The 14,324-nt window shown below is 72.7% G+C and carries 12 protein-coding genes; 3 read left to right on the plus strand and 9 right to left on the minus strand.

Annotated features, from left to right (window positions below; all coding sequences use genetic code 11):
• Window positions 1-64: 64 nt before the first annotated feature.
• From WME79_RS08565 to WME79_RS08590, 6 genes are all read right to left on the minus strand, one after another.
• Window positions 65-1,255 carry a thiamine pyrophosphate-dependent dehydrogenase E1 component subunit alpha gene (locus tag WME79_RS08565; protein WP_437534127.1) on the minus strand — a complete coding sequence of 397 codons (1,191 nt, stop codon included), beginning with the start codon at window positions 1,253-1,255 and terminating at the stop codon, window positions 65-67.
• A 203-nt stretch (window positions 1,256-1,458) separates the two neighbouring features.
• The gene (locus WME79_RS08570; RefSeq protein WP_437534128.1) at window positions 1,459-2,028 is read right to left on the minus strand and encodes a tellurite resistance TerB family protein; all 570 of its coding nucleotides are present in this window, start codon (window positions 2,026-2,028) and stop codon (window positions 1,459-1,461) included.
• A gap of 185 nt (window positions 2,029-2,213) precedes the next feature.
• Complete coding sequence (gene lipA, locus WME79_RS08575) at window positions 2,214-3,368, minus strand: lipoyl synthase (protein ID WP_437534129.1); 1,155 nt, start codon at window positions 3,366-3,368, stop codon at window positions 2,214-2,216.
• A 132-nt stretch (window positions 3,369-3,500) separates the two neighbouring features.
• A complete protein-coding gene (mtnA, locus tag WME79_RS08580; RefSeq protein ID WP_437534130.1) occupies window positions 3,501-4,646 on the minus strand; it encodes an S-methyl-5-thioribose-1-phosphate isomerase in 1,146 nt (381 codons plus the stop codon).
• Complete coding sequence (locus WME79_RS08585; protein WP_437534131.1) at window positions 4,647-4,976, minus strand: hypothetical protein; 330 nt, start codon at window positions 4,974-4,976, stop codon at window positions 4,647-4,649.
• Window positions 4,977-4,986: 10 nt separating this feature from the next.
• Window positions 4,987-5,826 (minus strand): SDR family oxidoreductase, encoded by an 840-nt coding sequence (locus tag WME79_RS08590; protein WP_437534132.1) that lies wholly within the window; start codon window positions 5,824-5,826, stop codon window positions 4,987-4,989.
• 841 nt (window positions 5,827-6,667) lie between these two features.
• On the opposite strand from WME79_RS08590, the gene WME79_RS08595 reads away from it, so the two are divergent.
• Together WME79_RS08595 and WME79_RS08600 are read left to right on the plus strand one after the other, a co-directional pair.
• Window positions 6,668-7,831: a CAP domain-containing protein gene (locus tag WME79_RS08595; RefSeq protein ID WP_437534133.1), complete on the plus strand. Its 1,164-nt coding sequence runs from the start codon at window positions 6,668-6,670 to the stop codon at window positions 7,829-7,831.
• A 170-nt stretch (window positions 7,832-8,001) separates the two neighbouring features.
• Complete coding sequence (locus WME79_RS08600) at window positions 8,002-8,832, plus strand: alpha/beta hydrolase (protein ID WP_437534134.1); 831 nt, start codon at window positions 8,002-8,004, stop codon at window positions 8,830-8,832.
• 51 nt (window positions 8,833-8,883) lie between these two features.
• On the opposite strand, the gene WME79_RS08605 is transcribed toward WME79_RS08600, so the two are convergent.
• On the minus strand, window positions 8,884-9,870 hold the full coding sequence (locus WME79_RS08605) for a hypothetical protein (RefSeq protein ID WP_437534135.1): 987 nt from the start codon (window positions 9,868-9,870) through the stop codon (window positions 8,884-8,886).
• Window positions 9,871-11,547: a hypothetical protein gene (locus WME79_RS08610; RefSeq protein WP_437534136.1), complete on the minus strand. Its 1,677-nt coding sequence runs from the start codon at window positions 11,545-11,547 to the stop codon at window positions 9,871-9,873.
• Window positions 11,548-12,273: 726 nt separating this feature from the next.
• Between WME79_RS08610 and rlmN the strand changes: the two genes are divergently transcribed.
• Window positions 12,274-13,461, plus strand: a complete 1,188-nt coding sequence (gene rlmN / locus WME79_RS08615) for a 23S rRNA (adenine(2503)-C(2))-methyltransferase RlmN (protein ID WP_437534137.1) — start codon at window positions 12,274-12,276, stop codon at window positions 13,459-13,461.
• Here the strand turns inward: rlmN and WME79_RS08620 are convergent.
• Complete coding sequence (locus WME79_RS08620) at window positions 13,439-14,227, minus strand: DUF5995 family protein (protein ID WP_437534138.1); 789 nt, start codon at window positions 14,225-14,227, stop codon at window positions 13,439-13,441. The two genes, rlmN and WME79_RS08620, sit on opposite strands and share 23 nt — an antisense overlap.
• Between the last annotated feature and the right edge of the window lie 97 nt (window positions 14,228-14,324).

Genomic DNA, 14,324 nt, shown 5'->3' on the forward strand with positions numbered 1-14,324 from the left:
CGGCGCCACCCCCGCCGCGCCGCCGTCCGGCAAGCCGCCACGCGGACGCCGCCGTCCACGCTGCCTAGTGGCCGCCGTGGCCCTTGGGCCTCGGGCCCGCCTTGAGCTGCTCCCGCTGCTCCACGAGGTGCCAGGGCGGCTCCGCATAGACGTCCTCGAACATCGAGTCGAGCGGCGGCGGCGGGACCTTCTCCGAGACCGCGATGCAGGCCTTGACCTCCGCGTCGACCGCCGCCTCGATCTCGCGATCCTGCGCCTCCGTCCAGCCCTGGGTGCGCTCGACGTGCCGCCGGAGCCGCGCGATCGGATCGAGCCGGCGCCACGGATCGAGCCATGCGTCGGGGCGGTACGCCTTGGGATCGTCGCTCGTCGAATGGCCCGACAGGCGGTACGTCATCGCCTCGATGAGCGTCGCGCCCTCGCCGCGCGAGGCGCGCGCGATCGCGTCGCGCATCACCTTCACGACGGCGAACACGTCGTTGCCGTCGACCCGCACCCCGGGGACGCCGTACGCGGCGCCCTTGGCCGCAAACGTGTTGCTCGACGTCTGGCGCTCGGTCGGCACGCTGATCGCCCAGCCGTTGTTCCGGCAGAGGAAGATGACCGGCACCTTGAACACGCCAGCGAAGTTCAGGCCGCTGTGGAAATCCGACGAGCTCGTCGCGCCGTCGCCGAAGTAGGCCAGCGAGACGAGCTCGTCGCGCTTCAGCTTCGCGGCCCACGCGAAGCCGACAGCCTGGGTGATCTGCGTGCCGATGGGCGAGCTCACCGAGCCGAAGTGGCCCTCGCGGTAGGTGTAGTGGTCCGGCATCTGCCGCCCCTTCACCGTGTCGTTCGCGTTGCCGAACATGTTGTCGATGTACCGCTGGAGCGGCAGCCCTCGCCAGAGCGCCGCCCCGAACTCGCGGTAGCAGGGGAACACCCAGTCCTGGGGCCGCGTCGCGGACACGCTGCCGAGGACCGTGGCCTCCTCACCCAGCGAGCCGATGTGGAACCCGATGCGCCCCTGGCGCTGCAGCGCCACGAGCCGCTCGTCGAGCAGGCGCGTGCGCATCATGGCCTTGTAGAGGGCGATCACCTCCGATGGCTCGAGCTTCGGATCGTGCGCGGGGTCGAGCGAGCCGTCGTCGCGCAGGACCTTGATCACGTCGTCGGCACACGTATCGAGCGGGTGCCGCGCGACGGCAGCCTGCGGCTCGAGGCTTGCCCCTGAGACGTTCGGCGGGCGGTCGGTGGAGTACGTCGCGGTGCTCATCGGTTCGCGGGACACTAACCAAAGGCGCTGCCCGAGACCAGTGCCCAGACGCGGCGTACGTTCATTCGCTTTACGCGTGACGTTGATGTGACGTTGACTCGTCGCAGCGATCACGCTCGGGGTTTGACTCGCCGCGGCGAGCTCGAACCCGCGCGCGCCCTGATGCGCGTCTCCCGCCGTACGCGGCGGCGCTGATGTCCACGCTAGACGTTCACGGGCTCGGCTGCCTGCGCGAGGGCTTCGTCGACAGCGGCCACGTCGAGCTTGAAGCCGCGCGCGAGCTGCTCGAGCACGCCGTGCTCCTGCGCGCTCACGCCGCCGGAGGCGTGCGCCATGGAGGCCGCCACGCGGAGCACCTCGCGCTGGTGCTCGGTCCGCGCGATCGTGCGGGCGACCATGCTGATGCGCTTCTCCAGCCCGTCCTCGGCCAGCATCTCGCCGAGATCGGCGAGGAGCGCCTCGAGCTGCTTCTCGTGGACGAGGTTCTGGCAGGCGCCGGCGACGATCGCCTGGAAGCGTCCGCGCTCCTCGTCGTCGAAGTGGCCGTCAGCGTTCGCGACGAGGAACGCGGCCTCGATGATCGTCTCGAAGAGCGCCACCGCGGCGGGATCGAAGCCGGTGGGCATCGTGATGTCTTCGATGGGAGGGCGCGCGCTGTAGGCCCTCGCCGCCTGGGCCAGGATCGACGCCACGCGCATGCGGGGCGTCTCCGGGCCGAGGCGCGAGGCGCCTGGAGCGATGCCGCCGGGGCGCCTGTTGATGGGAGCGGACATCGTGGTGTTGGACCCTCCTGCCGAGCACCACGCTCGGCCAAACGCCGGAGAGCGTCAAGGCGCTTGCGCTTGCCAGCCCACGCCCCCCCGCGGTGAATGCGTTCAGTCTGCCATCCAATATGCCAGCCCGTGTCCCAGATCGAGTGGGCGCCGCTCGGGTGGGCGCCGCTCGGGTGGGCGCCGCTCTAGCGGCGGACGAGGGAGGTCGCCGGGACGAGCCGCGCGGCGCTTGCCGACGCCGTCGCTGGGCCGCCGGGCGGACGGGGCTCGTCCGGGTCGAGCTCTGCGGTGAGGCGGGCGGCCTCGCGGCGCGCCACGGCGAGGCGCTCCTCGAGGAGCGCCTCGATGGTCGCCGCGCCCGCGGGATCCTCGCCTGGAAGGGCGCCGGCCGGGGAGGCGCCGGCGGGCAGCGCCGCGCCGCCGCGGTCCATCAGGCTGCGGACGAAGACCTCGGCCGCCTTGTAGCTCGACCGCACGAGCGGCGCGCTGGCGGCGTAGAGGAAGCCCATCTCGAGCGCCGCGCGCTCGAACGCGGCGAACGTCTCCGGCTCGACGAAGCGCTGCACGGGCGCGTGCTTCGAGGAGGGGCGGAGGTACTGGCCGATCGTCACGATGTCGACCCCGGCGGCGCGCAGGTCGCGGAGCGCCTCCAGCACCTCGTCGTCGGTCTCGCCGATGCCGACCATGACCGAGCTCTTCGTGAGCCGCCGCGGCGCGGGCGCGCCGGCCTCCGCGGCGTCGGCGGCGAGGCGCCGCTGGCGCTCCTTCGCGCGCCGCAGCACGTCGAGCGACTGGTCGTAGCTCGACCGGACGTCGCGGATGACACGCGTGATGCGGCGGACGACCTCCACGTTGTGGGCGAAGACGTCGGGCCCGGCGTCGACCACCATGTCGACGGCGCTCATGTGGCCCTGGAAGTCGCCGACCAGCGTCTCGATGAGCAGGTCGGGCCGGAGCGCGTGCAGGCGGCTCACCGTGCGGGCGACGTGCTCGGCGCCGCCGTCGAGCAGGTCGTCGCGGTTGACCATCGTCATCACGACGTACTGGAGCGAGAGCCGGGCGATGGCGCGGGCCACGTGCTCCGGCTCCCGCACGTCGACCGCGCCGCGCGGATCGCCCGTCGTGACCGCGCAGAAGCGGCAGCCGCGCGTGCACACGTCGCCGAGGAGCATCACCGTCGCGGTCCCCTCGCGCCAGCACTCGCCGACGTTCGGGCAGCGCGCCTCCTCGCAGACCGTGTGGAGATCGAGCTTGCGGAACGTCTCCTTGAGGTGGTGGTACGTGTCACCCCCGGGAGCGCGGACCTTGAGCCATTCAGGTTTGGGCGAGAACTGCGCCATCAGGGGTGTCCTTAGCCCATGCGGCGGGGGAGCGCGAGGGGGGAAGGCGCGCGCCGGCGCCGCGGCCCTCGAGCGCCGGAGCGGTTCACGCCGCGATCCGCGCTGGCCGAGCCATGCTCCCGGCGGCGGGCGCTAACCGGCCGGCGGCGCCGGCGGCACGGAGCGGCTGATCTCGCGCGTCGTCAGCTTGCCGCGCTCGGTGAAGACGGCCGTGACGAGCTCCGCGGGGGTGACGTCGAAGGCCGGGTGCCGGACGGGCACGCCGGGCGGGACGACGCGGCGACCGCCGACGACGGCGACCTCGTCGCGGCTCCGCTCCTCGATCGGGATCGACGCGCCGCTGTCGGTGGCGAGGTCGATCGTGCTCCACGGGGCGGCCACGTAGAACGGGATGCCGTGGTGGCGCGCGAGGCAGGCGAGGCCGTAGGTCCCGATCTTGTTCGCGACGTCGCCGTTCCGCGCGATGCGGTCGGCCCCGACGACGACGGCGCCGATCTCGCCCTTCTGCATGAACCACGCGGCCATCGAGTCGGAGATCACCTCGACGGGGATGCCGTCCCGCTGGAGCTCCCAGGCGGTGAGGCGGGCGCCCTGGAGGTACGGGCGGGTCTCGCACGCGAGCACGCGGAGCGCCTTGCCCTCCTCGATGGCGGCGCGGATCACGCCGAGCGCCGTGCCGTAGCCGCCGGTCGCGAGCGCGCCCGCGTTGCAATGGGTGAGGACCGTGCCCGACTCCGGCAGGCGCGCCGCGCCGGCGCGGCCCATCTGGTGGCAGGCGGCGACGTCTTCCCGGTGGATCTCGCGGGCGAGCTCGGCGAGTTCCCGCGAGCGCTCGTCGCCGCGGCGCCCGGCGTGCTGCAGGGCCGTGGCGATCGCGCGCCGCACCGCCCACCCGAGGTTCACGGCGGTAGGCCGCGCGGAGGCGAGGTGCTCCCCCGCCGCCCGCATGGCGGCGACGTAGCTGGAGGCGCCCTCGTCGCGGGCGGCGCGCGCGGCGAGCGCCATCCCGTACGCGGCGGCGATGCCGATGGCCGGGGCGCCGCGGATCACCATGGTCCGGATGGCCTCGGCGACGCCGGCGGCGTCGGTCACGGTGACGTAGCGCTCGCGCTCGGGCAGCTCGCGCTGCTCGAGGAGGAACACGCGGTCGTCGCCCTGCGCGAGCTCGACGGCCGAGTAGTCGGCGCCGGAGAGGGCCGCGGCCGGCTCCCAGGGCGGCGCCGGCCGCGCGCCTTCGCCTGGCTTCGGTGTCTGCTCTGCTTCGAAGCTCGTGCCCATTCAGCGCCTCCCGTTCGAGCGTGACGGCTCCCCTGGCGATCCGTCGTCCGACCCCGGCGCCTCGGCGCTCGCGGCGAGCCGGCCGCGGATCTCCTCCGCGACGGTCGCGAAGTCCTCCGCCGCGTCGGCCTTGCGGCCCGCAAGGTAGGCGCGGAGCGCGTCGGCGGCGAGCAGCGCGAGGCTCGCGTTGATCCCGCGCGCCGTGAGCACCTCGATCACGTCGCCGTTCTTGAGCAGCGTCTCCAGGTCGTCGAAGACCGCGGCGAGCTCTGGCCCGGGATCGATGCCGCCGGCGGCGGGGCGCGTCTTCTTGTCGTCCTCGCGGGTCACGGGTCGCGCCTCATTGTTTCGTGGTTGTTGCCTTGGGGATCGCGGTGAAGGGGAAGTGCGGCGGCTCCACGCCGGGCACGCACTGGTACTTCGAGAAGTCGGTGACGCCCTCCTCGCGGAGCAGGGCCTCGTCGATCCACGCCTTGCCGCGCCGGGCCGACGGCTCGCGCGAGAGCAGCGCGAGCGTCGCGTCGGCGAGGATATCCGCCTTGCGCCAGAGCTCCGGGCCGCCGAGGCCGAAGTTGATCGTGGCGAAGCTCTCGATCGCGGTCGCGGGCCAGAGGGCGTTGGCCGTGATGTTGTGCTCCGCGTACTCGCCGGCGATGGCGTCGGCGATCATCGTCATGCCGAATTTGGAGACCGCATAGGCCCCGTGGTGGGCGCAGGCCTCGGCGTCGACGGGGGGCGACATCATGATGATGTGGCCGTATTTTTGCGCGATCATCTGGGGGAGGACGGCCTGCGAGAGGGCGAACGACGCGCGCACGTTGATGCCCATGATGAGGTCGAACTTCTTCATGGGTGTGTCCACGACGTCGGCCCACCAGAGCGCGCCCGCGTTGTTGATGAGCGCGTCGATGCGTCCGAGACGCTCGACGGCCGTGGCGACGGCGCTCCTGCAGGCCTCGTCGTCGCGGACATCGAGCTTGATGGGCAGCGCGCGGCGGCCGAGCTGCTCGACCTCGCGGGCGACGTCGTGGATCGTGCCCGGGAGGCGCGGGTTCTCGGCGACCTCCGTCTTCGCGGCGACGACGATATCCGCGCCTTCTCGCGCGCAGGCGAGGGCGACGGCCCGGCCGATCCCGCGGGAAGCTCCTGTGATGAAGACAACGCGGTCTTTGAGGCGCATGGTTCGCGGTCATAGCACAGGAGCCGCCGCAGGTGCGGCCTCGCGGTTCGCAGTCGAGCGGCCGTGCTGCGGGGTCGCCGCGCTGTTGTCAGGGCGTCGGGGCGCCTTCCCATGAGCGCGACAGCCGCCATGCCGCGCGGGTGGGATGGCGCGCGCGTACGGCGAGAGGCCACATCCACCGCCCCGCGCGTGACGCAGGCACCCCGCGCGCGCAGGGACGACCTCTGCCGTGGACGTGAGCGGGCGAGGGCCCTCAGGCGCGCTGCGCGGCGTGGCGGAGTGCCGAAGAGCAGGGGAGTCGCGGGGAATGTCACGGGCGTTCGATTGACACGCTGCTGACATGCGGCCGCCGCCCCCCGGGGAGCACATCGATGGACGAACCCGGCCGCTCGAGGCTCGCATGATGTTGCCGCTCAGCCGGGCTGCTGATCGCGGTTAACTGTCGGCGTACGGACACCCACCCTTCGGACCAAGGCAGATGGTGTGTCCTGCTGGGTCCATGTCTCACACCGTTTTTGCATGAAGAAATCCTGTGTCGCCGAGCGTCGCGAAGATTGGTTTCACGGATCTTGAAAAGATCCAATGATTCGACGGCAAATCATGCGCGCCGGAGTGTTTCGTATCTGGACATGCCAGCGGCCAGGTGACACCGTGGTGTGAGCGAATCGAAGGGAGGCGCTGCGCTGCGTGGGATCGCGCTGTGCGCTACTCCGCCCCCTGAACAACGCTGTACTGGGGTGGCCCGTCGAGGTGTCGTGTGCCCCGGCGTCATTGCCGGCGCGAGCCGCGGCGCAGGGGTGGATCGGGCTCGGACGGGCTTGGAGAATCAAGGAGCATGCATATGAGCGCTTTGCACAGGACGCTTGTCCTCGCCTTCATCGCTGGCTGTTCTGCCGTCGGCTGCCTCGCCTCGACCGAGGTCGACGAGGAGCCGTCGGTGGAGCTGTCGGAGGACCAGTCGGCGCCGCTCGTGGGGGCGGTCTGCGATACCGCGTCGGAGGGCGCGGACGTCGAGCTCTCCTGTCCTGCCGGCGAGGTCATCACGGCGATCCAGTTCGCGAGTTATGGCAGGCCGCGCGGGGTCTGCGGCGGCTACGCGGCCACCTCGTGCAACGCGCCGACGTCGAAGGCCGTTGTGGAGCGCGCCTGCGTCGGAAAGGCGAGCTGTACCGTGCGGGCGAGCAACGCGACGTTCTCCGGCGATCCGTGCAGGAGGACCGCGAAGCGGCTCTACGTGCAGGCGGCGTGCGGCCCCGCGACGCCGGGCAGCGGCGCGGGAGGCTCGACGAGCGGCACCGGAGGCTCGACGAGCAGCACGGGAGGCGCGACGAGCGGCACGGGAGGCGCGGGAGGCGCGACGAGCGGCACGGGAGGCGCGGGAGGTTCGACGGGCAGCGCGGGAGGCGCGGGAGGCTCGACGGGCAGCGCGGGAGGCGAGGGAGGCGCGACGAGTGGCACGGGAGGCTCGACGGGCGGTGAGGTCTGCGGCAATGGGGTTTGCGGCGCCGGCGAGGACTGCTCGAGCTGCTCGAGCGACTGCGGCACCTGCCAGATGTGCAGCGGCGCCGGGCCCAGCACGACTCCGCTCGATACCGAAGAGCAGGCGTTCCTCACCATCATCAACCAGTATCGCGCGCAGAACGGCCTCGGGGCGCTCTCGGCCTGCACCTCGATGAGCCGCGCTGCTCAGGGGCACAGCGAGGACATGCGCGATCAGAACTATTTCTCGCACACGAGCCTCGACGGCCGGACGCCCTGGACCCGCATGTGCAACGCCTGCTATGAGCTCGGCTGTGGGGGCACCGCCATGGCCGAGAACATCGCCGCTGGCAACTCGGCGGCGCAGGCGACGTTCACCCAGTGGAAGAACTCGGACGGCCACAACAAGAACATGCTCGGCTCCGCCTACAAGGTCATCGGCATCGGGCGGGCGACCGGAGGCGGGACCTACGGGTCCTACTGGACCACGGTGTTCGGCGGCGCCTCCGAGGCGAGCTGCAATTAGGCTGGGCACCCGCGGCGGCGGCCGCCTGCTCGCAGCAGCGTGCCACGCGTGAGGCGTTCTGCCATGGCGGCGCGGCGCGGTCTGGGCCGGAGAGAACCGGACCGCGCCGCGCGCCGCAGCCTGAGAGCAGCAGTCGAGTAGCGGCCTGGTGATTGCTTCACACCGGGACGGTGGAACAGCAGACCTCCGCGCAAACACATGTCATCTATCTCCTTGGTCCGTACCGAATTCCCGGCTTCCAGGGGGAGCGCAACGTGCGTGTCTACCTGCCCGACGAGGGGGCGCGTGACGGGCGGCCATCGCCTGTGCTCTTCCTGTTCGATGGGCAGAACGTCTTTCACGACGACCCCTCCTACAGCGGAGGGTGGCACCTTCACGAGGCCGTCCGTGATCTCGCAGATCGATGTCTCGAAGCGCCGGTCCTGGTGGGGATCGATCACGGTGGGGCCGATCGGTTGACGGAGCTGTCGCCGTTCCCGGGCGACGGCAGCGAAGGGAAGCTCGACGATTTTCTGGGCTGGCTCACCTCCGAGATCGTTCCGGCCGTACAGGAGCGCTTCGCGGTGAGGCGCGACCCGGCCAGCACCGCGATCGGCGGCTCCTCCATGGGAGGCCTCGCGGCGCTCTATGCTCATTGGCGTTGCCCCGACGTGTTCGGGGCCGCGCTCTGCATGTCGCCATCGCTCTGGTTCGCCGAGCGGAAGATCTTCGACGTCCTCGCGTCCCTGGCCGTCCCGGCGAGCTCGAGGCTGTACGTCGACGCCGGTGCTCAGGAGGACGGCGGCTCGGTGCTGCGCGACGCCGCGCGGCTGGTCGAGCATCTTCGCCAGCAGGGCTACAGGGAGGACAACCTGCTGTTCTGTCTGGACGAGGACGGGACCCACTCCGAGGACGCGTGGCGCCGGCGCGCGCCGGGAGCGCTGCAGTTCCTGTTCACCGAGGCCGCCAGGGAGCAGCAGGACGGCGTCGGAGCGACGGAGGGGTCGCAGCAGGCCGCCTGATCTCCTGCGTTTCGGCGCGCTTCGCTCCGGCGGCCCAGGCCCGACCGCCCCCTACCGCCGCCCCTTGCTCCGCTTGCGCGTCCCCTGGACGATGCGCGCCGCGTAGCGCGGCTGCGGGGCGGTCGCGCTGAGCGCCGCGGACAGGCGGTCGACCTCCGCAACCGAGAAGGACGCCTTCCGGAGCGCCGCGATCGCGTCCGCCACGACGTCGCGCGACTCGGGGCGCTCCGCCTGCGTCTTCTCCTCGATCCAGCGCACGACCTCGGGGAAGCGGCCGGCGAAGGCCGCGATCTGCGCGGGCATCCCCTGCCGGAGGAGGCGCAGGCCCTGCAGCCGCTCGTCCGCCCGCGGGGAGCGATCCGAGAGCACGAACGCCTCCTCGAGGCGCCCGACCACCTCCGCGCCCGCCGAGAGCCTGGCGAGCAGCGTGCGCTCGGCGAGCGCCTCGAGCGCGACGTACGCCTGCAGGTAGCCGTCGGTCCAGGACGAGAGCTCGCCGACCACCGCGTCGCCGCGCGCCGCGATGACGGCGCGGAGCGCCGCCACCACCCCGTCGCGCACGACGCGCCGCGGGTCCTCGGCCAGCTCCTCGAGCGCCTCGAGCGGATCGAACCCGCCCTTCCCGCGGCGCCCGCCGCCGGCGCGCGGCGCCTGCCCCGCTCCGCCCGCCCGCGCGGCGCCCTGCACCGCGAGCGACGCGAGCGCCTGCGCCGCCACGATGAGCGCGTACTCCTCGGCGGTCGAGCAGAGCGCCCGCACGAGCCGCTCGGCCGGCACGCCGCGGTCCGCGATCGCCGCGCCCACCGCCCGCGCGAGATCCATGTTCACGCGCGGCAAGGGAGCGTTCGGCCCGAGGTCGGGGCCGGGCGCCCTCACCCCGCCGCGCCGGGCGGGCAGCCCGGAGCTGCGATCGAGCAGCGCGAGCAGCTCGGCCGGATCGCCGAGCTGTACGGCGCGCTCGATCGCCGCGTCGATCTTCGGGTTGCGCAGCGCGCCCGGGGGAGTCGCCCCCCGGCGCAGATCCGACGTGTCAGCCATTCAGAACCCCAGGGAAAGACCGACCTCCGGGGAGAGGACGGTGGTCACGGCAGGAAAGGTGAGGCTCGCGCGGAGCGCAAGGTTCAGCGAGAGGGCCTCGATCGGCGCATAGGCAACGCCCGCGCCGACCGACGCGAACCCCTGGCCCGCTTGCCGGGTCGCGATGAGCGTCTGTCGCCGAGCCTCGACTCTCCCGCTCGCTCCCGGCCTCGTGCAGGGGCTCGTCCTGTCGGACGGGTCGGCCCCGCAAGCGGTCGCGTCCTCGAGGACCTCCACGTCGACCTCGGTGTCGATCTGCGCGACCCCGGCCGCGGCGAGCACGAACGGGCGCGCTCCGAGCTGCTCGAAGGGCCGCGCGCCGAGGAAATACTGCGCGCGCGCCTCGAGGTGGAGCGGCAGGAACGAGGCGCCGCCCTCCGTCGTGCCGCCGGCCGCGAAGCCGACGCGGCCGCCGACCGTGAGGTTGTCGAGGACCAGCCGATCGTAGGCGATCGCCACCCGCAACGTCGCGAGCGCGAAGCCGAGGTTCACGTCGTTCGCGACGCCCGGCGTCGGCGTGCCGTCGTACCGGGTCCCGTCGCCGCGCAGGCAGACGAAATGGTCGCTCTGCTGCGACGCGACGGTGCACACGTCCCGGCCGGAGAGCAGCGCGACGTCGGGTGAGAAGGTGAGGGCGACCCAGCTCCTCCGGACGTCCGGCGCAGCCTCCGCTGCGGGTCGCGCGACGCACGCGCCGCCGACACAGGTGAGCCCGCGGTTGCACTGGCGGTCGTCGAGGCATTGCCGCGGGCGCTGCTGCTCCGGGGCCGCGCACTCCGCCGGCGGGGCGTGTCCGGGCCAGCGGGGCGGCGCCGAGGTGATGCTCTCCCTGATCTGCGTGACCAGCGGGGCGTCGCGGGTGCCCGCGCTCGCGAGGATCGCGCCGTCCTCGTCGACGGCCGCGACGTGATAGCGGAGCTCCCCCGTCCTTCCCACCGCGGCGCAGGGCACGTTGATGCCGAACCCCTGGCCCCGCAGCTTCTTCATGACGAGGGAGCGGTACTCGCGCTCCCCGGGCGCCAGGTACCAGACGGTCACCTGCTTCACGCTGGGCAGCAGGTCGGTGGAGACCTCGACATAGAGCGGGACGGGCGTGCGGACGTGCTGCTCGGGCAGCGGCGCGCTCTGGAGCTGCGCCTCCGCCGCCTCGGGCGCCCCGGCCGCCGGGAGCGATCCGGCTGTTCCAGCCGCCGCGGGCGACCCGGCCGCCCCGGCGCCCGTGGCCGCGCGCGCCTGCTCGAACGCGGACGAGGCGTCTGGGTTCGCCAGATCCGGGTCCAGCTTCGCCAAGGGATCGATGCGGAGGGCGTCCGCGAAGGCGCCGCGCGCGTCCTCCAGCCCCTTTCTGCTCTGAGCGAGCACGGTGCCCAGCGCGATCAGCAGCCTCGCTTTGACCGCGGGCGAGCAGCCTGACTCGCCGCAGGCGTCGAGCGCGGCCCGGAGCTTGCGCTCCGCCTGGACGAACCGCGTCTCGAAGTAGTCGGTCCCCATCGCCTCCTTCAGGGCCGCCTCCGCCTGCGCATTCCACGGCGGAGCCTGCGCGTCCGCGGAGCCCGCAGCGAGCCACCCGGCGAGGCTCCCCGCGATCGCGAGGAGCGCGCGCGGCGCGCAGGAAACAGGGCCGTTGCGTGCGGACATCGGCGCGCAACGTAGCCCACCGGTGTGTCCGCGAGCGCCAGAAAAGCTTGTGGGCTGGAACCCCGCTCACCCGATCCTGGAACATGCCACGCGCAGGAGGGACAAATAATCCACAGGTTGTTCCCAGGTTGTGGAAACCCCGTGGGACCCTGGCACCTTCGCCGAGCTGCCGGGTCCTGCGCTCATCGCGGGGCGGCAGCCCCTCCAAGCGCCGGCGCCAGCCGAAGCCAGCCCGGGCATGGACGCGCCGCCCACACCGATGCAACTGATTTTTCTGCGATTTCTGGCGCTCCGTGGCCCGGCGCGCCTCCCAACTTCCGGGCGCTAAACTCCCTCCTTCGGAACCAATCTGCAACCCAAAAATCACGTTCCTGAGCCCGGTTTGAAAGTCCACATGCTTGTCCACAGATTGGCCACCTGATGGCCCCAGGCGACGTGCAGGTTTCGTGTCGAATGCGGGGCGCCGGGCGAGTTCTCGCTTGTCTTTTGAGTGGCGATCGACATGCGATTGACAAGCTCGCGCTGAACTGTGTGGGGGCAGCGGGCGCCGGGGCTCGGCCGGAGCGCCCGGCGAGCGTCCATTCGGCGGATGCGCTGGCGTCAGGGCTCGGCCGGCCGGAGCGCCCGGCGAGCGGTCTTTCCGGCGGCCGTCCGGGCGAGGCGGCCGCGCCGGGCGCGGCGTCGCTGGGCCGCGCGGCGCCGCGCCCGGCGTGCTAGCGGGTGCGCATGCGCGTTCCGGAGATCCCCGAAGAGATGGCGTCGCCCCTGCGCGCCGGCGACCCGCCGGCGCAGGTCGCAGGGCGCCCGCTGATCCGGAGGAGCGCGCGGGGCGGCGCGCGGCTCGCCGATCACGACGCCGCCTCGCTCGCGGAGCTGCTCCGCCGGGCCGGCGGCACGGCGTCGGCGGCGCGCGCGGTCTCGGGCAAGGTGGTGCGCCACGCCTTCGGCGCCGAGCCGGGCGCGCCGGCTCCGGCCTGGGATGCGCGGGCGCTCGCCGCCCTGGGCGCCGGGGCCTGGGCGCACGAGGCGTTGCTCGCGCTCGATCCGGCTCCGTCGCTCGAGATCGCCGAGCGGGCGCCGGCGCAGGACGACACGCTCCGGCTCGTCCTGCGCGCGCGCGACGGCGCGCTCATCGAGTCGGTGCTCATCCCGGGGCCCGCCCGCACCACGCTCTGCGTGTCGAGCCAGGTCGGCTGCGCCCGGGCCTGCTCGTTCTGCGAGACGGGGCGCCTCGGGCTCGAGCGCCAGCTCGCCGCCGGCGAGATCGTCGATCAGGTCCGGATCGCCCGGGCGCTCGCGGCCGAGCGCGGCGGCGCGCCCCTCAGGAACCTCGTCTTCATGGGGATGGGGGAGCCGTTCGATAACCTCGGCGAGGTGCTGAAGGCCATCCGGCTGCTCACCGATCCGCGGGCCTTCCGGTTCGCGCCGTCGCACGTCACCGTGAGCACCGTCGGGGTGGCGGACAAGATCGAGCCGTTCTTCCGCGAGGCGCGGGCGGAGCTCGCCGTCAGCCTCAATGCCCCGGACGACGCCCGCAGGCAGGCGATCATGCCCGTGAACGCGCGCTTCTCGATGGCGGCGCTGAAGGAGGCGATCGCGCGGGCGCTGCCGCAGGGGCGGCGCGTGCTCTTCGAGTACGTGCTCTTCGATCAATTCAACGACGCCCCGGAGGACGCGGATCTGCTCGCGGCCTATGTCGCCGGGCTCCGGTGCAGGGTGAACGTCATCCCCTGCAACCCCGGCCCGGATCCGGCGCTGCGCCCGCCGTCCGCCGCGCGGCTCGACGCCTTCGTGGCGCGGCTGTCCGGCCATGGCGTGACGACGCTGGTGCGGCGGCCGCGGGGGCGCGACGTGGGCGGCGCCTGCGGGCAGCTCGCGGGGATGGCCCGCGTCAGGCAGCCAGGGCCAGCGTGAGGGCGGCGCCGCGGGCGAGCGGGGCCCCGACGCGGAGCGCCCCATGGCCCGCCGCGAACGTACGGGCGATCTTCCCCGAACGCTGGTCCATCCGGGCGAGGACCGCGCGCTTGCCCGTCTCGCCGGTGTGCCCGAGCGTCGCGAGCAAGGAGAGCAGGTCGGTCCAGACCCGGTCGCGCCAGCACCTCAGCAGGGACATCACGACGCTCGAGACGGCGCGCTCCACGTCCCGGCTGAAGGTCGCGACTCGGGCGAGCGGGCAACCATAACGAGCGCGCAGGATCTCGAAGATTTCCGGCATCGCCGCCGCGAGAATTTCATTCACAAGGTCGTGGTCGTGACGGTAGCGGCCGAGAAGCCGGGCGTCCTGCGCCGCGCCGTGCTGGACGATGTTCCGGTAGAGCCCGAGGGCCAGGTCGTAGTTGATGTGCGCGTTGATGCCGAGCAGCCCGTGCACCGCCGCCGCCGGCCCGCCCGCGCTGGCGCAACGGAACGCGACGTCCCACGCCTCGACGCCCGTCGAACGCCCCTCCAGCGACGCCGCGAGGGCCGTCAGGTAGTACTCGCAGAAGATCCCTGCCAGGCGCGAGATCCACGCCGGCTCGAGGAACCGGCTGTCCGAGCCCTCGACGACCGCCTCTTTCACGCGGCGCGTGATCACGGCGTAGACGTCGGGGAACACGGCCCGCGGGTCGTTCCTCTCGCGCAGCCGCGCGGCGACCGTCTCCAGCGCGATCAGCGCCTCGGAGACGCTCGCTGGCGCCATCGTCACGCCCTGCAGGACGGGATGACGCGCGGTGGACGCCGCGGGACGGGACGCAGCCAATGACCGCGTCCGCTCGCTCCTCATCGCCAGGGGTCGA

The sequence above is a fragment of the Sorangium sp. So ce726 genome, assembly GCF_051521405.1.
Taxonomy (GTDB): Bacteria; Myxococcota_A; Polyangia; order Polyangiales; family Polyangiaceae; genus Sorangium.